This window comes from Paraburkholderia sediminicola (assembly GCF_902859805.1).
GTDB lineage: Bacteria > Pseudomonadota > Gammaproteobacteria > Burkholderiales > Burkholderiaceae > Paraburkholderia > Paraburkholderia sediminicola.
On the sequence record NZ_CADIKC010000008.1, the window covers coordinates 161049 to 180072 of the forward strand.

14 protein-coding genes are annotated in these 19024 nt (G+C 62.0%); 2 read left to right on the top strand and 12 right to left on the bottom strand.

Going from position 1 to position 19024, the window contains the following annotated elements; genetic code table 11:
- Nucleotides 1-10 precede the first annotated feature (10 nt).
- The 4 genes from R8871_RS25955 to R8871_RS25970 form a co-directional block, all read right to left on the bottom strand.
- The gene (locus R8871_RS25955) at nt 11-1615 is read right to left on the bottom strand and encodes an AMP-binding protein (protein WP_175053016.1); all 1605 of its coding nucleotides are present in this window, start codon (nt 1613-1615) and stop codon (nt 11-13) included.
- 62 nt (nt 1616-1677) lie between these two features.
- Nucleotides 1678-2919: a thiolase family protein gene (locus tag R8871_RS25960; RefSeq protein WP_175053017.1), complete on the bottom strand. Its 1242-nt coding sequence runs from the start codon at nt 2917-2919 to the stop codon at nt 1678-1680.
- Nucleotides 2920-2995: 76 nt separating this feature from the next.
- On the bottom strand, nt 2996-4111 hold the full coding sequence (locus R8871_RS25965) for a saccharopine dehydrogenase family protein (protein WP_175053018.1): 1116 nt from the start codon (nt 4109-4111) through the stop codon (nt 2996-2998).
- Between the two features lie 51 nt (nt 4112-4162).
- On the bottom strand, nt 4163-5419 hold the full coding sequence (locus tag R8871_RS25970; RefSeq protein ID WP_175053019.1) for an acyl-CoA dehydrogenase family protein: 1257 nt from the start codon (nt 5417-5419) through the stop codon (nt 4163-4165).
- Between the two features lie 149 nt (nt 5420-5568).
- Here R8871_RS25970 and R8871_RS25975 point away from each other — a divergent pair, with 149 nt between their 5' ends.
- Nucleotides 5569-8298 carry a LuxR C-terminal-related transcriptional regulator gene (locus R8871_RS25975; RefSeq protein ID WP_175053020.1) on the top strand — a complete coding sequence of 910 codons (2730 nt, stop codon included), beginning with the start codon at nt 5569-5571 and terminating at the stop codon, nt 8296-8298.
- A gap of 8 nt (nt 8299-8306) precedes the next feature.
- Here the strand turns inward: R8871_RS25975 and R8871_RS25980 are convergent, their stop codons facing one another.
- The 6 genes from R8871_RS25980 to R8871_RS26005 form a co-directional block, all read right to left on the bottom strand.
- Nucleotides 8307-9596, bottom strand: coding sequence for a DUF445 domain-containing protein (locus R8871_RS25980; RefSeq protein WP_175053021.1), 1290 nt, complete (start codon nt 9594-9596; stop codon nt 8307-8309).
- On the bottom strand, nt 9593-10426 hold the full coding sequence (gene phaZ, locus R8871_RS25985; RefSeq protein WP_175053022.1) for a poly(3-hydroxyalkanoate) depolymerase: 834 nt from the start codon (nt 10424-10426) through the stop codon (nt 9593-9595). Before phaZ ends, R8871_RS25980 begins: the two co-directional genes overlap by 4 nt.
- 87 nt (nt 10427-10513) lie before the next feature.
- Nucleotides 10514-10936: a phasin family protein gene (locus R8871_RS25990; RefSeq protein WP_093640219.1), complete on the bottom strand. Its 423-nt coding sequence runs from the start codon at nt 10934-10936 to the stop codon at nt 10514-10516.
- Between the two features lie 122 nt (nt 10937-11058).
- Nucleotides 11059-12765 (bottom strand): alpha/beta fold hydrolase, encoded by a 1707-nt coding sequence (locus R8871_RS25995; RefSeq protein WP_175053023.1) that lies wholly within the window; start codon nt 12763-12765, stop codon nt 11059-11061.
- A 46-nt stretch (nt 12766-12811) separates the two neighbouring features.
- A complete protein-coding gene (locus tag R8871_RS26000) occupies nt 12812-13282 on the bottom strand; it encodes a MaoC family dehydratase (RefSeq protein ID WP_175053024.1) in 471 nt (156 codons plus the stop codon).
- Nucleotides 13283-13304: 22 nt separating this feature from the next.
- Complete coding sequence (locus R8871_RS26005; protein ID WP_175053025.1) at nt 13305-14948, bottom strand: fatty acid--CoA ligase; 1644 nt, start codon at nt 14946-14948, stop codon at nt 13305-13307.
- 263 nt (nt 14949-15211) lie between these two features.
- On the opposite strand from R8871_RS26005, the gene R8871_RS26010 reads away from it, so the two are divergent.
- Nucleotides 15212-15979: a ParA family protein gene (locus tag R8871_RS26010; protein WP_175053026.1), complete on the top strand. Its 768-nt coding sequence runs from the start codon at nt 15212-15214 to the stop codon at nt 15977-15979.
- Between the two features lie 55 nt (nt 15980-16034).
- On the opposite strand, the gene R8871_RS26015 is transcribed toward R8871_RS26010, so the two are convergent.
- The gene (locus tag R8871_RS26015; protein WP_246287722.1) at nt 16035-17117 is read right to left on the bottom strand and encodes a porin; all 1083 of its coding nucleotides are present in this window, start codon (nt 17115-17117) and stop codon (nt 16035-16037) included.
- A gap of 141 nt (nt 17118-17258) precedes the next feature.
- Nucleotides 17259-19001, bottom strand: coding sequence for a long-chain-fatty-acid--CoA ligase (locus R8871_RS26020; protein WP_322789526.1), 1743 nt, complete (start codon nt 18999-19001; stop codon nt 17259-17261).
- Nucleotides 19002-19024 lie beyond the last annotated feature (23 nt).

Here is a 19024-nt window from a genome sequence, read left to right on the forward strand (position 1 = left end):
CCGCGCACCGTCACGGCGCCTCGGCGAACACGCTGTTGCGATGGCCGTCGAACATGTCGACCAGATAGCGTTCAAGCGGTTTTTCCGACGCTGTCTTCGGTATCTCGGTCACCACCTGCAACCAGGTGACGGCCGAACTTGCTTCCAGCTTCGCGCGGCATGCGCGGAATATCTGCTGCGGGTCGAAACGGGCCGCGTCCTTGGGCACTACCGCCGCGACCACGTCCTTCTCGCCGGGCGCGCCCGACGCGGCCTTCACGCCGTACACGTAGACGTCTTCGACCAGACCGGATTCGGCGATCACTTTCTCGATCGGCGCCGGATTGATGAACTCGCCGTTGTGGCGAATGCCGCCGCCTTTGCGGTATTCGAAGAAGAGCCAACCGTTCTCGTCTTCGCGCACGACGTCGCCCATATACAGCCAGCCGTCCCTGCACTTCTTCGCCGACGCTTCCGGATTGCCGAAGTATTCGACCTTGAACGGCGAGCCATCCGCCGGACGGAACAGCAGCTCGCCAGGCACGCCGGGCGCGCAGTCGTTGCCGTCGTCGTCGACAATGCGGTGCCTGAGAATCGGCGCCGGCTTGCCGATACTGCCCACCGGGCCGATCCCTAGCGGCTTGACCGTGATCCCGCCTTCCGCCGCGCCGTAGAACTCGACGATCTGCACGCCGAAGCGCTGCTCGAAGGCCTTCCAGATCGCCGCGGGCATTCCTGCGGATATCACGAAGCGCACGGGGTTGTCCGCATCATCGGGCTTGTTCGGTTCGCTGTAGACCGCCGTAGTCATGCCACCGAGCAGCGTGAACGTCGTACAGCGGTAATTGCGGGTGATCTCCCACAGACGAGACTTCGTAAAGCGGCGCGACAGCACGGCGCGCATGCCGGCCGTGAGCGAGGCGCCCAGCGTCACGATCTGCGCGTTGGCATGCGTGAGCGACAGTCCCGAATACGGCCGGTCGCCGGGCACGTAGCCAAACAGCGCCGACACCGCCGCCGAGGTGCTGCAATAGCGGCGATGTGTCATGACGATGCCTTTCGGATCGCCCGTGGTGCCGGACGTGAAAATCAACTGCATCGCGCTGTCGGGATCGCGGGCCACGACCGGCAATTCGGGCACCCGCTCCGGCAGCAACGCGCGGTACGACAACACGTCGGGGAAATCGGTGAGCGGCTTGGCGCCCTCGTCCGTTTCCAGGCCGATCACCCAGGACAGTTTGGGCAGCGAAGCGCGAACGGCAAGCAGGTTGTCGAGCGCATAGTCAGCGGCGATAACGCCGCGGCAACCCGGGCTGCCGAGCATAAAGGCCAGCTTCTCGCCTCGCGCGCGCGGATCGATTGGCACGAACACCGTGCCCGAAATCGACGCCGCGACCATCGCATCGATAAACTCCGCGTGATTGGCCATCAGCAGCGCGAAGTGCTCGCCGGGTTGCAAGCCCCGATCGATCAACACCTGCGCAAGCCGCTGGCCGTTCTCCCACAACTGCCGGTACGTGCGCGCCTCGTCGGGCCGCACGCCGGCGCCTTCGACGGTCAGCACGTCGAGATCCGGCATGGTCTCGACGCGGTTGGCGAGCAACGCTGCCAACGTGGTTTCGGGTGTGGTGCTCATGACGCCCTCTCTCCTTGCAGATGCGGATCGGTCTTGCGCGTGCGCGTTTTCACGTTGCGGCCTCAGCGTCCGAGGATCGTGATGCTGGCGACGGCCTCTTCCACGCCGCACAGTCCGCCGCCGTTCTCCGCAATCGCGATGCGCGCGCCCTCGACCTGGCGAGCGCCTGTCTCACCGCGTAACTGGGTCACCAGTTCATAAATCTGGCCGAGTCCTGTCGCACCGATCGGATGCCCCTTCGATTCCAGGCCGCCCGACGGATTGATCGGAATCCGCCCGCCTATCGTCGTCTCGCCTCGTTCCGCGGCCACCCCGCCCATGCCCGGCGCGCACAGTCCGAGCACTTCGGACTGGATGATTTCGCCGATCGCCGTCGCGTCATGCACCTCGGCGACCGAGACATCCTGCGGCGCGACGCCAGCCTGCTCGTAAGCCTTCAAGGAGCCAAGCCGTACCAGATGCCGGTCGAGCGCCGTGGCCGGCCGGTCGCTGCCCGTTTGCAGCACGGACGCCAGCACACGAATGGCGCGCGAGCGCCGCCCGCCTAACCGCGCGAGGCCGGCCTCGCTGCACACGATCGCCGCGGCCGCGCCATCGCTGACGGGCGAACACATCGGGAGGGTGAGCGGATAGGTAATCGGCGGAGCCCCGAGAATCTCGTCGATCGAATAAGCCTGGCGGTACTGTGCGAGCGGGTTGTGAACCGAATGTCCGTGGTTCTTGGCCGACACGGCGGCGAACTGCCGCTGCGTCGTGCCGTATTCGCGCATGTGCATCCGGCCCATCGACGCGTAGATATCCATGAACACGCTGTACGGTTTCGTCGAGACGCTGCCCTCGGGCGGCTCGATGCCCTCGCCCATCTCGAGCAGCCGGCGCTTGCCGTTCCCGGTGTCATGCACGTCCCATGCACCGTCGAAGGCGCTGAAGGTACGCGCCTTGTCCGTGGAGAACATCTTCTCGGCGCCCACCGCGAGCACGATGTCGGCAGCGCCGGCTTTCACGTAGTTCACGGCGAGGTGAAACGCGGTGCTGGCGCTCGCGCAGGCGTTCTCGACGTTGATCACCGCGACCTTGTCGATGCCCATCGCCCGTAGCGCAAGCTGGCCGCGAATCATGTGCTGGCCTTCCATGTGCCCCTGCGTGGAATTGCCGAAAAACGCGCCCTGCAACTGCGCCTTGTCACAGCCTGCGTCCGCGAGCGCGTCTTCGACTGCCGCGCGCGTGAGCTGCTTCATGCTGGTGTCCAGATGCTTGCCGAAGGGCGTCATGCCGACGCCCGCGATATACACTTCGTTACCCATATCGATTCTCCACCGCGAGGAGGCGCGCTACACGTCACAAACCACATGTCGCCAGCGCGAACCGTCCGATTCGTCGTCAAACGCTCTTTACTTCGTAGGCGAGGTAACCTTCCTCGGCCTGCGCGGCGACCAGGTTGCGCGCACCGAACGCTTTCGCCGGCGAAACGAAACCGACTGCGTTCAACTGCCCGCGCAATACACGGCGCGCCGCCTCCGCACCCAGCACACCGGTTTGCGCATAGGGCGAATTGCCACGCAGAATCACGCTGACGGAATTCGTATTGCCGCGCCCCTGGCACGACAACGTGCAGCGATTCACGTCCGGGTTTTCGCGCGGGGGCTCGACCTGCGTCACGGCCTTGCCCCACTCATTGGTCACCTCTTCCTGTTTGGCGGGATCGAGATGGCGACACTCTTCCTCGAATTTCTTCAGCAGGCCGACCACCGCGAGAAAGCGCTCCTGATTTCTGAACGACACGAGCGTCTGGCAATTGCGTACGCGTGGATCGTCCTGGTACCAGACCGGCTCGCCGCCGCCGCTCCATGGCAACGCATTCAGCAACATGTGTTCGCCCGGCACGTGAACCTGATACGGCGTGGCCCAAGGCCACTGCACCAGTTGCTTGTTGCGCAGGTAGAACTGCGGCTGCGTGCACATCCGCAGAAACGACATCGTCGAGGCCACGCTCACTTCCGAGTCGCCGAGATAGAGCACGTCGAGCGTGTCGATGCCCGGGGTTTCCAGCGCGATCTCTGCTGCGAGATTGCCTTCGGCCCACATGTATGAATTGCCGGGGCACAGCGCCAGACCCCGGGCCGCGAAGGACTCGCCATACGTGCGCTTCAACAGCGACATCCAGTCGGTTTCGCCGGTGGTGTCGAAGTAGTTGCAACCGGCCGCGAGGCTCGCCTCGACAACCGGGCGACCGAGCTGCATGAACGGCCCGACGATATTGATCACCACCTTCTTGCCCTTGAAGAATTCGGTGAGCGCGTCTGTCTCGTGCTGAACCGCCACGCACTGATAGTCGTGTCCGGCGAGTTCCGGCACCTTCGCAAGTTCTTCTTCCAGCCGTTCCTTGCTGCGCCCGGCGGCAATGAACGGAATGCCGCGCTCAGCGAGCTTCCATGCCGTGAGCTTGCCCGTGTAGCCGCTCGCTCCATAGAGGACCACTTCGTATATCGTTGCCATTTCGTCGTCTCCTTCAGGTTGTCATCAGATTGCGTGGACGCGCCGTGCCGTTCAAAGCAGCTCGGGGTCGATCAGGTAGTAGCCACCCTTGATCGCCAGCACTTCGTTGCAGCCGTCCTCGATCATTGACGCGCGTGCATCGCGCCAGATCTTTTCGATCGGATACTCGCGTGTGAGCCCGTTGCCGCAGAAGATCTGCAGCGCGTCGTTGGCGACTTCGAACGCGGTCTGGGTCGCGGTGACCTTCGCCGTCATTGCCGCGTGCAGCGAAGGCTGCGCCGCGGTGAAGTTGTAGTGCACGACACGTTGGGCAAGTGCGCGGGAAGCCTCGACTTTGCGGAACATGTGAAAGAGGCGCGACGCGACCGACTGATGACGGATGATCGGCAAACCACCCTGCTTGCGCTCATGCGCGTATGCGAGCGCGAGCTCGAACGCCGCGCGCGCGGTACCGGTAAAAACGGTCGCCATGATCGCGTTGGCGAACGTGTGGATCGCGTAGACCGCGTCGATATACTGGTCGGGGCCAGCGAGGAGATGCTCCTTCGACAACCTGACGTTCTCAAAGAACAGTTCGCCCTGGTTGAGCGCGCGCTGGCCGATCTTGTCGAGCGGCTTGCCGCGCGAGACGCCTTTGGCATCGAGCGGCACGATCACCACCACGCCGCGTTTCGTGTCGGCACCGCTGCCGCTGTCCGCCGCGCAATAAAGAATGCACACGTCGGCGGCGATACCGTTCGACACCCACGCCGACTTCTGCCCGTTGATGATCACCTCGTCGCCGCGCAACGTCGCCACGCAGTTAGGCCGTCCGTACGTACCCTGTGGATGAAACAGCATGCCGTTCACGTCGAGCATGTCGGAGCCGTGATCGGGTTCCGTGATGGCCCAGCAGCCGAGCTTCTCGTCCGGTGCGAGCGCACGGCAAAACGCGTTGCCGGACATCGCGCTCATCAGTGCGGGCAGCAGGCCTGCGCCGTACGTGATCGCGAGTCCCGCATCGCCCCAGCCGAGTTCTTCGAACAGGATGCTCATCGTCGTCGCCCGTTCGGCGGGTTCGAGTTCGAACAGCCCGTCGACGCCAAAGCCCAGCCCGACAAACTTTTCGCGAGCCTCCCAGTACGGCGAGCCCTTGGCGATCACCTCCTCGGGTGTCATGCGATCGAGCTTGACGCCGATCGGACGCATGACTTCTTCTGCGTAACGATGCACGCTCTGCTGGACCATCTGGTTCATCTCGGAGAGTCCGGGCTGCGCGCCGAGCGGACCGAGTTTGTGCGCTGCAATGTGATTCGTTGCGGTTGACATGTCTCCTCCTGCGAGGTGGTTGGGCGTATGATTTCTATGGAATCCATGGTGTCCCGGCGCGACGCTATGCAACATCCCCCTTACAGGGGAACGCGATTGCATGGAGGGGGAATGGCAGCCAGGGTCAACCCGAACGCCCGGAGCAACTAATGCACGTGATAGAAGCGCCGTCCCCCATCAGGCCGCCTCTCTTCCTCGCAACCAAGGTGTTTCCGCCGCGCCTGCCCGCCGGATTGATAGATCGCCCGCGCCTTCTCTCGCTCGCCGGAAAGGCGGAATACAAACGGCTCACGGTCATCAAGGCGCCCGCCGGTTTTGGCAAGACATCGCTGGCGCTCACGTGGCTCAACGGGCTGAATGCGAGCGGCGCCTATGTCGCGTGGCTCTCGCTCGACACGGAAGACGACGAGCCCGCGCGCTTCTTCCATCACCTGGCGCAGGCCTTGCGCAACGCCTGCACGAGCGTCGGCGTATCCGCGGTCAGCCTGACTACCGAGGCGTCACTCGTGCCGGCGCATTCAGTGGTATCGACGCTGATCAACGAACTCGTCGACGTCGACGACGAGGTCTATCTGTTCGTCGACGACTATCACCTGATCAGCCTGCCCGCCATTCACGACGCCATGTCGTACTTCATCGTGAACGCGCCGTCGAACGTGCATGTCGTGGTCTGCACGCGTACCGATCCGCCGCTGCCGCTCGCCAACCTGAGAGCGGGCAACGAGCTTCTGGAAATCGACGCGTCGACACTGCGTTTCAACTTCGACGAAACGCGCAGCTTTATCGAACACGAATGCCCAGGCGCGCTGCGCGCTGCCCGCGTCAAGTCGCTGTTCGCGAGTACCGAAGGCTGGGCTGCGGCACTGCGCATTTCGGCCTCGGTGCTGTCGCGTGACGAAGGCAAGCCGGATTGGGACGTGAGCGCGCCATCCGGCGCATCCCGGCCGTTCGCCGCTTACCTCGAAGACATGCTCAAGCGTTTGCCGGCCGAGATGGTCGAGTTCATGCAGCGCACCTCGATACTCGACCGCCTGACGGCGTCGCTATGCGAAGCAGTAACCGGCATGACGGCCGCACAAGGCATGCTGGATACGATCTCCGCACGCCAGTTGCTGCTCGAACCGCTCGATATCGACGGACGCTGGTTCCGCTATCACCACCTCATGGGCGAGTACCTGCATCGGCGGCTCGAAACCCAGCATCCCGATCAGGTGGTGGATCTGCATCGTCGTGCATGCCAGTGGTACGCCAAAGAGTCGCGTTGGACAGACGCCGTCAAGCACGCGATCGCCGCGGGCGATACGGAAGACGCCGTCTCCCTGATGGCTCACTGCGCGATGGCGCTCGTCACGAAGGGCGACCTGCTCACGCTGCTCGGCTGGCAACGGCAGTTCCCAGCGCATCTGATGCGCGGTCAGGTCACGATCACGCTCGCAATTGCCTGGGGGATGGCGCTGGCGATGCGTTTTGACGAAGCGCTCGCGATACTCGATGAGATCGAGCGCGACACAGGTACAGGTTCGAGCGACACCGTCGACAACATTCGCTGGGAGTGCCAGGCGATCCGCTCGGTCGTGGCCGCGCTACAGGACGATGCGCCGCGCGCGCTGACGATCGCACAGACGTGCCTTGAAGGATCGTCGATCGACAGTTGGACCACCAACGTCGTCTCCAACGTCGTGCGCTTCGCGCACTGGAAATCAGGCAATCTTCAAGCGCTATACGCGACACCGTGGATCCCCTATTCGCTCGAGGAAGACCAACGCAACGTGTTCGCTTCGGTCTACCGGTTATGCCTGCTCGGCCATGCCGAAATGCAGCAGATGCACTTCGCGCTCGCCGAGCGCTATTTCACCGAGTCGATCCAGCTCGCCGAACGCCATGCCGGCCCGAAATCCATCTCGGCCGCGTTGTGCGCGCCCATGATTGCGCAGATCTGGTACGAGCAGGGACGGCTCGACGAGGCGGAAGCCCTACTCGTCGATCTCATGCCGGTGATCGACCTGGCGGTCCTGCTCGATAGCACCTTGATCGCCTACCGCGTGCTGGTCCGGATTGCTATCGCGCGTTCCGATACCGAGCGGGCCTATGCGCTGCTCGATCAGGCGCAGACTCTCGGTTACGCACGCCGCTGGGACCGGCTGATTGCCGGCGTTCTTGTCGAGCGCGGGCGACTCTATCTGACCGAGGGTAGAGTGACTGAAGCGTCGGCATGTGTCGTTCAACTGGATCAGCTGGCAGGCGCCCATTCCTCCGCGGAGCATGCCGTCTCGCCGGAGATCGAAACTTACCGCGCGATCTCGGTCGCCTGGGTGGCGATGGCCCAGAACCGGACAGAGGAAGCCCTCGGGGCGTTGACATCCGCTTTGCAAAGCGTCGAAAGCCGGCACGGCGACTATCTCGCGCTGCGCTTGCGCACCGTGATCGCGCTCGTCTGGTTGCGTGCGAACAACCAGCCGCGCGCCGTCGAAATCTTTCGCGAGGTGCTGAGCGCCAATAGCGGCATCTACCGCTCGATTCTCGACCAGGGACCGGAAATCGGGCCGCTTCTGCAGGCCGTTCGCGACGATACACGTTCGACCCCGCAGACCAAGGAGATCGTCGCTTACATTGATCGGCTGCTGGACGGCTGGCGAGCGCTCTACGAGCCCGTCACACCCAGGCGCGATATGGAACGCGAGCCGTTGAGCGCACGGGAGCGCGGCATCGTCGAGCTGATTGCCCAGGGGCAGTCGAACAAGGAGATCGCGCGCACCCTGGGGATTGCGCCTGAAACCGTCAAGACTCATGTCAAGAACGTCTTCGTGAAACTGGATGTCGACAAGCGCGCACACGCGGTTGCGCGCGCGCAGGCACTGGGTCTGGTCGCGACCGGCTAGCGCACGCTTTAACGCATGACGACAAGCGTGGCAGCGTGAATCAGCACGCCGACCATACCGCCCACGAACGTGCCGTTGATCCGCACATACTGAAGGTCGCGGCCGATTTCCGCCTCGATCTTGCGGCTCACTTCATCCGCATTCCAGCCCTTTACGACCTCGGTGATCAGCACGGAGAGCTGGCGCCCGTAGCGCACGACGAGTTCGCGTGCAAGCGCGAGCCACCACGCGTTCAGTTTGTGTTGAACCGCGGGTTCACGGCTGATCCGCTTACCGAGCGAAGCCAGCATGCTCGTCATGGCATCGCGCACGGCCGATTGCTCGCTGCTGAGATCGGCGATCACACGCATACGCAAACGCTCCAGCAACACGCGATGGTGGTCCGCATGTCTGAAATATCGGATGCAGTCGCGCATAAGCGACTTGCCGAAACGTCGGTGTACAGCCGATGTTTGCAATTGCACGCTCAGATCCTCGAGGGCCTCATCGAACTGATGGCGCAGTTCGTGATCCGGATTCGCCGCCACTTCACGAAGGAGCGCAACGATGCCTTCGATAAATTTACTGACGATATACGTGTCAAGCTGCGCGGGTGTGTATCTCGAGGCCTCGCTGAACTTGGCCTTGATCATGCCGACGTTCGCCGTAAGCCATCTCTCCAGCACTTCGAGTCCGCGAACCAGCCACGGCTGATGCCGCTCGCTCTCAGTGAGTACTTTGATGACGTCACCGGCCACGCGGGATACATCGAGCGTACGCAACTGCGGTATCACCAAGCGGTCGAAAAACCACTGGGCATCCGCTTCGTCAATACCGTCGAGCAATCCTGCCACGGCATCCGCAACGATATCGGCCACTCCGCGGTTGTTCGCCGGCTGCTCCAGCCATCGGGCTAGCGCCTGTGCGGCATCGTGGCTGCTCAGCCTCTCGACGATGAGTTCCGGCGTCAGAAAATTTTCTTCGACGAACTTGCCGAGGCTCTCGGCAATGCGCTGCTGGTTTTGCGGAATGATCGCTGTATGTGGAATCCGCAGACCCAAAGGACGGCGGAACAACGCGACGACGGCGTACCAGTCCGCGATCGCGCCGACGGTGCCTGCCTCCGCAAACGCGCGCGGCCACGCAAGCCACGCATGGTCGGCTTGCCAGGCAACACACACCAGCAGCAACGCAATCATGCAGACGAGCAGGCACGTCGCTGTTCGCCGCATGCGCGTCAGGCCGCTTGCCTTGCGGTCTTCGTGCGCATTCGCAATAGCCGCCCGCTCGCCATCGCTACCGCGCGCGGAGAAACTCAACTCGCCCCCTGCCGGAGAAACCTGCGCACCACCGGCGCGACTTCACTCGCCCGCGAGATGAGAAACAGGTGACCGTCATCGATCACATAGAGCGTCGCATCGGGGATACGGGCTGCGAGAATCTTGGCGTTGGTGAGCGGCACGATCGGGTCGTCGTTGCCGTGCATGACCAGCGTTGTCTGGCGCAATGCGCCGAGCCACAGCAGACTGCTCCAGCCTGTAGCCGCCAGTAGTTGATAGAGGTAGCCGCGGCCACGCGGCGGCTGAATGTGCCGGCTATGCGCCTTCAGCAACGACGGATCGCGACGGTAAGCGCCCCCGTAGATATCCGCGCCCACCTGTTGCAGGTAGGTGGGATCGGTATAGCGGCGCGGCCCGAGCAGCTTCGACAAGACCGACAGTTTGCCCGGCACCATGATGACGCCGGGTGAGGTTGCCGCGAGAATCAGCCTGCGGCAGCGCCCCGGGTACAGATGCGCGAACTGCTGCGCCAGCGCGCCGCCCCACGAAACGCCGAGCACATCGACGGCCCCTTCATGACCGAGCCGCGTCAGCAGCTTGTCCGCCAGCACGGACAACGTCGAAAAGCGGTACGGCACGACCGGTGCGGGCGAACCGCCGACGCCGGGAACGTCGAAGATGATGACGCTCACGTCTTCGAGCGCCGCGACGAACGGCTCCACCAGTTCAAGGTTGGCGCCGATGCCGTTGAAGATAAGGAGCGGCGGCGAAGCATCGCTGCCGCTCCAGGTTGCGACACGCAGTGTCTGACCGTCCAGATCGATCGTCTGGATTTCCATGCTGCAAAGAGACTCGGGGTTCGTGTGCATTTTTTGTTTCCGGATCATCTTCTGAAAGGACGCTTCATTCGACGCGTCGGCATGCCGCATGGGCGCTGTCGTATGACTTCTTCGGCATTACTTCTTCGGCTGAAGGAGCGTTTTCAGTTCCTCGACGTGCTCGGCGACGCGCTTGGTGACCACGGCGACGCTGTCAGCCTGCGCACGGTATGCGGTGTCTGCGAGTTCCTGCATGTCCACCAGCGCCTTGTTCAACGCCTGCTGCACCACTTCACCCGTGTTGGCCGCCGGTTGGCCGCCTGACTGGGCAACGCGGCTGACGAGCGACTGCACTTCAGTCAGCGTCGTGCGGAGAATCTCCGACTGCTTCTGAGCGAGCGACTGCACGCCTGCCAGCGCGGTCGTGTTGGCTTCGACGATCGCCTCGACGTCCTTGCGGCGCGACTCGAGGAGCGCGCCCACGTCGATGCCGGGCAGCTTGAACTGGCCAACGACCTTTTTATACTCGGCGAAAATGCTGTTGAAATTGGTTGAATCCATCATCAATACTCCATTGAAACTACGTTAAGAAAATGTTGACTACGGTGCGGTCAAAAGTGCGCTTAAAAAAAGTGCTGTCAATGAGGGCGCGGGTGCCTGTGCTTTGGTGCCTTATGCTTCCCTTATGCTTCCATGACATACGTTCCCGGCGCCTTCACGCTCGCGGGGTGCTGCTTGTTGCCTACTGTCGCCGGAGCGGCGCGCCGCTCGCCGGAATGATCCACGAGCCACGTGCGCCAGTCGGCCCACCACGAGTCCTTTTCAGCCTGGGCACTGGCAAGCCATGCGTCGGCGGTGGCGGGTAAATCGGCGTTGAGGAAGAACTTCGCTTTCGGATTGCCCGGCGGGTTGATCAGGCTCTGGATGTGACCGCTCGAACTCAGCACGAAGCGCGTCTTGCCGCCGAACGTGCGCGCCGTGTTGTACACGCCCTTCCACGGCGTGATGTGATCGGTCATGCCGGCGACGACGTATTTGTCGCACGCCACTTCCGAGAGATCGATCGGCGTGCCCAGCACCGTCAGCGCGTGAGGCTTGCTGAACAGATTGCCCGTGAAAATATCGAGCAGTTGCCCATGCATCGCCGCGGGCAGCCGGGTCGCGTCGTTGTTCCAGTACAGGATGTCGAAAGCGGGCGGCGCCTTGCCGAGCAGATAGTTATTGACCCAGTAGTTCCAGACGAGGTCGTTGGGTCGCATCCACGCAAACACACGGCCCATTTCTTCACCGGCGAGCACACCCTTCGATGTGCTGTTCTGCTTCGCGGCCGCGATGGCTTCCGGCGTTGCAAAGAGACCGAGCTGCGAATCAGCCGTGTTGTCCAGCACCGCCACCATCAGCGTGGCGGCATTGACGCTCGTGTCGCCCCGGCTTGCGAGGTGGCCGAGGAGCGCCGAAATCGTCATCGCACCCGAGCAGGCGCCGTGCAGGTTGACGTCGTCGCTGCCGGTAATGTCGCGCACGGCCGTGATCGCTTCGAGGAGCGCCGTCACATAGGTATCGAGGTCCCAGTGACTTTGCGCGGCGGTGGGATTGCGCCAGCTCACCATGAACACCTGGAACTCGCTCTTCACCAGAAAGTCGACGATGCTCTTGCCTTCGGAGAGGTCGAACACGTAGAACTTGTTGATCTGAGGCGGCACGATCAGCTGCGGGCGGGCATACACATGCTCGGTAGCCGGCGCGTACTGGATCAGCTCGAGCACCTCATTGCGAAAGACCACCGAGCCCGGCGACGTGGCGAGATTTTCGCCCACCTTGAACGCAGAGCGGTCGACTTGCGCGGGCATCCCCTGGTTCTGCAGCATGTCCGTCACGAGATTGCGCATGCCGCCAAGCAGGCTGGCGCCGCCCGAATCGATGATTTTCTTGAGTGCTGCGGGATTGCCGAGCAGCGTATTCGTCGGCGACAGCGCGTCGGTGAAGAGCGACAGCACAAACTGCGCGCGTTCCTTGCTCTTCGCGTCGAGCGCAGAGCGATCGACAAACCCGGTCAGCGCACTACGCCACGCTACGTAGGCTTGCAGCGTCATACGGTAGAGCGAATTGGTCTGCCACGCCGGGTCGGTGAAGCGCTTGTCGCCCTGCGGCGGCGTACTGTCCGCACTGCCGCCAAGCACGGCGATCAGGTCGCGGACGAGCGCCGCCTCCTGCTCCATGACCAGGGTGGGTTGCCGCAGCGCCTGGGCGCCGATCTGCTGCGCAGTCGCCATAATGTCTTGCGGCCGCAATCCGACGAACGGATTCGGTCCGAGCATGCCTTCCGCGGCAGACGCCGCAAGGTCGTTCGTCTGCTCGCTGCGTGCCTTGCTTTCGTCATTTGCCGCCATCTTGCTGCTCCTCAAACATCTCTATCCGTTTCGTCAACAGCGCTGCTTACGCTTGCGAGACCAGCATCGCCAATGTCTCGGCGATGAGCGCCGGCTTCTCCTCGCCCTCGATCTGCAGTTCGTTCATCGTCTTCACGATGATCCGGCCGCCACCCTTCTTTTCCACCGAAATCAGCGTGACGCGGTTTCGCACTCGCGCTCCCGCTTTCACCGGTGTCATGAAGCGCACCTTGTCCAGCCCGTAGTTCAACCCGGCTGATGCGTCCTCAGGAATGAGTCCGATCTCGATGGCGAGCGACGCCAGCAGCGACAGCGTCAGATAGCCGTGCGCGATCGTGCCGCCGAACGGGCTTTCGCGTTTCGAGCGCTCGGGATCCACGTGAATCCACTGCCTGTCGCCCGTGCATGCTGCGAAGGCGTCGATACGTGCCTGATCGACGAGAACCCAGTCCGACACACCCAGTTCGCGGCCAACGAAGTCGTCAATCGTGGCGACGCTATATCCTTTGATGCTCATCGTGTTTGCTCCTGGCGACGGGTCAGGCGAATTGCTCGCGCAACCACTTCTTGTTCATCTTGCCGACGCTGGTCTTCTGCAGCGCATCGACGAATTTGACGATCTGCGGCACCGCGTACTTCGAGATTCGTCCGGTTTTGGTGAAGCCCATGACGTGCGCCTTGACGTCGTCTTCGGTGACTGCGGCGCCCGGTTTGCGCACCACCAGTGCAACCGGCCGCTCGCCCCATTTCTCGTCCTTGATCCCGATCACCGCGACTTCCGAGACATCCGGGTGCAGTGAAATCAGGCTTTCGATTTCGAGCGAAGATATCCACTCTCCGCCCGATTTGATGACGTCCTTGATACGGTCCGTGATCTGGATGTTGCCGGTCGCGTCGATGTTCGCGATGTCCTGCGTATGCAGGTATCCGCCTGTCCAGAGTTGCCCGGACGCATCCGGATTGTTCAGGTAGCCCTGCGTCAGCCACGGCGCACGCGCAACGATCTCGCCGTAGGCCCGGCCGTCGTGCACGATGTCTTCCATGTCCTCATTGACGATGCGCAAGTCGACGAGCGGAACGGGGAAACCGGTCTTGCAGCGCAGGCGTACCTCTTCTTCGAGATCGAGCGGCTCGCTGTGCGGCGGAAGTTGCGCAAGGCTCAACACGGGACAGGTCTCGGACATGCCATAGCCGGTAAAGATGTCGATGCCGCGATCGAGCGCGGCGCGCGCGAGACCGTGCGGCAACGCGCCGCCGCCGATGATCACCTTCCATTTGCTGAAGTCCGCGTGCTTCGCGTCATCGCAGGAGAGCAGCATGTGCAGGATCGTGCTGACGCAGTGCGAAAACGTGACGCCTTCTTCGCGGATCAGTTGCACGAGACGATTCGGCACATAACGGCCCGGATAAACCTGCTTCACACCCATGACCGTCGCGATGTAGGGCATGCCCCACGCGTGCACATGGAACATCGGGGTGAGCGGCATATACACGTCGCCGCGATGAAAGCGCTGGCCCGATACCGGGCTCGACAGCGCCCCCATCAAGGTAATGGTGTGCAGGACCAGCTGGCGGTGCGAGAAATACACGCCCTTGGGCAAGCCGGTGGTCCCTGTCGTGTAGAAAGTGGTGGCCCGGGTGTTCTCGTCGAAGTCGGGAAAATCGTAGCTCGTCGCGCTCGCTTCAAGCATCGCCTCGTATTCCGTGGCGAAGCCAATGGTGTGCGCGGTCACGTCGCTGCCCGGCTCGTCGATCCACACGAAGGTGCGGACCGTTTCAAGCTGATCCTTGATCGCTTCGACCACGGGCAGAAAATCGGTGTGGACAAACAGCACCTCGGCGCCAGCGTGGTTGATCGTGTAGGCGATCTCCGCCTCCGACAACCTCACGTTGACCGTCTGAAGCACGGCGCCCATCATCGGCACCGCAAAATACGATTCCAGATAGCGGTGGCTGTCCCAGTCCATCACGGCCACGGTGCTGCCGTGCCGTACGCCGAGTTCGTGAAGGCCATTGGCGAGCCGCGCAATGCGTTCTCTGAGCGTGGTATAGGTCATCCGCAGCTGGCCGCGGTACACGATTTCCTGATCCGGTGCCTGAACGAACGGCGTGTGCAGCAGTTGCTTGATCAGCAGCGGATAGGCATAAGGGGATGGTGTCGATCCCTGCACGGCGTCCTGCATCTACGTCTCCTCAAGTCGAGAAATGGATCGGGCTGACACAGGTCAGTCGGTGCTTGTCGCGCACGGTGGCATCCCGAGTGAAGCCATCATCGGGTGTTTGCCAAGGGGGAGCCATCCCCCGAACAGGGGAACTGTCAGGAAGTGACCGCGGGGCAAGGGCCGCGACGCGGGAACGGCCATCGAATCAGGGCTACGGGGGGCCGCCAGGGTAAGCTGTGCCTTTCGCAAGTTTTCGCCAGTTCTCGCAAAAAGGGGCAAACCAGATGCGGCGTGTCGTCTTCAATCAGAAGGGTGGCGTGGGTAAATCGACCATCGTATGCAACCTGGCGGCGATCAGTGCCAGCGAGGGTTTGCGCACCCTGGTCATCGATCTCGATCCTCAGGGCAATTCCAGTCAATACCTTCTCGGCGAGCAGGCGAGCGGCCTCAAGCCCAGCGTGGCGGACTTCTTCGAAACGGCCCTGAGTTTCAGCTTCAAGCCCACACCGGTCTCGACCTTTATCCACCCCACGCCGTTCGAGAACCTCGATGTGATGCCCTCTCATCCGGAGCTTGACGCTTTGCACGGCAAGCTCGAGTCCCGCTACAAAATCTACAAGCTACGCGACGCGCTGAATGAACTGGACGATGCGTACGACGCGATTTATATCGACACACCACCGGCCCTGAATTTCTACACCCGCTCCGCATTGATTGCGGTCGAACGCTGCCTGATCCCGTTCGACTGCGACGATTTTTCTCGCCGCGCGCTCTATACGCTGCTCGACAACGTCAAGGAAATTCAGCAGGACCATAATTCCGATCTGGCAGTCGAAGGGATTGTGATCAACCAGTTCCAGCCTCGCGCGAGCCTGCCTGTCCAACTGGTTGAGGAACTGGTCAGCGAGGGCTTGCCGGTGCTGGAGTCACGACTGTCTTCTTCCGTGAGGATTCGCGAATCGCATCAGCACGCCAAGCCGATGGTTCACCTCGATCCGCGGCATAAGCTTGCGCTGGAATTCATGGCATTGCATCGCGAGCTGGCTGGATAGGAAGAGCGCAGCGTCCCGCAGGACGCTTGGGGCCTGTTCACGCTGATAACAGGCCCTAAAACATATGCCGCAAGCCAGCCATGATGCCTAGCTGGGTTGTGCCATATGCCGAGCTCAGCGCGTTGATGCCCTGGAACTGGGCGCCAACCATTCCGCCGCGGTACAGCGAATAGTCGACCTCCAGATAGGTATCCGTGCGTTTCGACCAGTTGTAGTCCGCGAGCAGCTGGAATTGCGTCGCGTTCCCGTCGGCCGCTTGCGTTTTTCCGGTCTGAATCGTGCGCCACACATTCGCAGAAAGGTGAATCACGTCCGCGACCTGCTGCGTCACCCCGCCAAAAAACATCTGACGGACACTGAACGTGTTGAATTTAAGCGCGGACAATTCCGGCGCGCTGAATGGCCCGTTAGGGAAATTGCCGACAAACCCGGCGTCCTGCCGGTTCCCGGCCCAGCCGGCTGTGAACGTCGTATTTTCGAACGTATAGGATCCACCGGCCGTCCAGGATTTGAGGTGCGCGGAAGTGTTCACGGCATCGCGCGAGTCGAGGTACGCCGCAGCGAGGCGCAATGGTTCGCCGGGCAAATAGAGAAGCGATGCCCCGATCTGACTTCCAGAACCAAATGCGCCTGCATTACCACCAAACGCATACGACACCTCGGCCGTCAGGTATTGCCAGCGCGCCGCATATTTGACCATGTTGCTTGTCCACACGCCCTGAGCCATCATGACTTCTGGCCGAAACTGGTAGAAGGTCGGGAGCCAGAGATTAGTCACGTACGCGCTCAGCACTGCGTCGGCTAGTGGGTTGATCTGACGCCCCATGGTCAACTTTCCGTAACGGCTCGACTGCACGCCAATGTAGGCCGTATTGAAGAACGGATAAGCGGGGTCGGTCGCTCCGGAATTCGGAAAGAATCGATTCTCAAGATCGAATATGACCTTCGTTCCTCCACCAATGTCTTCCACTCCCTTGAATCCGAAGTGGCTCTCGCTTGCGCCGCTGGCGAGACGAACGAGAGAATCGCCTTGCGAATCTGCATGAGTCGTGTAGCGAATTCCCGTATCGACGAGGCCGTAAAGCGTTACCGACGACTGCGCGGCTGCTGAGACAGCGTACAGCGTCGCAGTGGACATGATGGCAGCAACCACGCGAGCCTTGCATCGATGCCGCTCTTTCCCAAACAATCTCCTTACCTTCCTCATTGACGAACTCCAGTATTATTATGTCGCACTACGAATTTCATTAATCGAACTTGCAGCCCTTCAGGCAACAGATCAATCCAGCCGGCGGACTTCGGATTGTGCGTTTCGACTCCGCGCTTCCTCTTCCTGCAGCAGTCTCCACTGGATCTTTCCGCTCGCCGTACGAGGCAGGCTGGCGGCAAACTGAATAACACGCGGGACCTTGTAGGACGCCATGCGCTCGCGGGCCCACGACACAATTTCATCTTCTGTCACGTACTCGCCGTGCCGGAGCACGATGACCGCCTTGACCGACTCGCCGCGTCGCGGATCCTGAGTCGCAATGACACACGCTTCCTGTATGGCGGGATGCTCGAACAGCATGGCCTCGACTTCGGCCGGCCAGACTTTGTAGCCGGAGGCGTTGATCATGCGTTTGAGCCGGTCGACGATGAAGAAGTACCCGTCCCGATCTACATAGCCGAGATCTCCCGTGCGCAAGTAGCGCTTCCCGTCGATCAGAACGAATGCCTCCTGCGTGGCTTCCGGTGACTTCCAATACCCGTCGAACACTTGAGGCCCGCTGACGAGAATCTCGCCTGTTTCTCCTTCACCGAGGGGCTGGAGCGTCTCGGGATCGACAATGAGTGAATCGGTATTGAAGACCGGCACTCCCATGCACTGTTGCTTGCTGTGCTTCGGCGGATTGATGTGAGTCGCTGCCATCGTCTCGGTGAGGCCGTAGCCTTCCACATACGGAATGCCCCAACGCTTCTCTATCTGCCGCGCGACAGCCTGCGGCATCGCGGCACCGCCGCCGCTCAGGTACGCAATGGAGCTCAGGTCGAACCTGTTGATATCGGGCAGGTTCAGCAGGTCGATCAGCATCGTCGGAACCGTGACCCATGTGCTGACGCGGTGGCGTTCGATTACGTGCGCGGCGCATTTCGCGTCCCAGCGCGTCATGATCGCCATCGTCGCGCCGATGTATAGCGGCATGTTCATGCAGTTCTGCATGCCGGTGACGTGAAACAAGGGCACGGAGCACAGCATCACGCTCCCGTTCGCGAGACTCGGCCATTCAGCGCACGAGACCGTTGAATGCATCACGCTACGATGAGTGTGGATGCACCCCTTGGGGCGACCGGTCGTGCCGGACGTGTACGGAATGACCGCCAGATCTTCGGGCCCGGATTCGTGGCCGCGCGGAACACACGCACGTGAAAGCGCCTCATTCCAGCCGATTGGAGCAGCCTCGCCGTCTACAGAATCTGCATGAGGCTGCGCGCCGGACGATGTCAGAACGTCAGGCAGCGGCAGATCGGTCTCCTCACGAAGATAGTCGGCATAACGTGCAGAGATCACATAGTCCACGTGACGACCCGACAGCGGCCGTACGTGCTCCATGAGTTCAACGCCCACAAAGGCGACTCTAGCCCCGCTATCTTCAAGTATGTGTTGCAGCTCCGCCGTCCGGTTCATCGGATTGACGGGCACCACTACCGCATCCGCGCGCAACACCGCATAGAAAGCGATGACGAACTGCGGACTGTTCTGCATATACAGGACGACGCGCTCACCCCGGGCGATGCCGCAGTGCTGCTGCAGAAATCCGGCCATCGCATCGACTTCGCGCCGCAACTGCCCGTAGCTGACGGTGCTGCCGTAGTAAAGGATTGCGGCCTTTTCCGGATCGCGGTCCGAGGAGACTTCGAGATTCGTGTACAGCGATGTCTGCGGCGCGGACAGTTGCCGCGGCACGTCGACCCGCCGACGCGTTGATGTTGCCGTCATGTCTACTCCGGGCGTGAAAAACCAAATGCTCTGATAGGGCAAAGCGACTTGAAACCGGGTGCCGG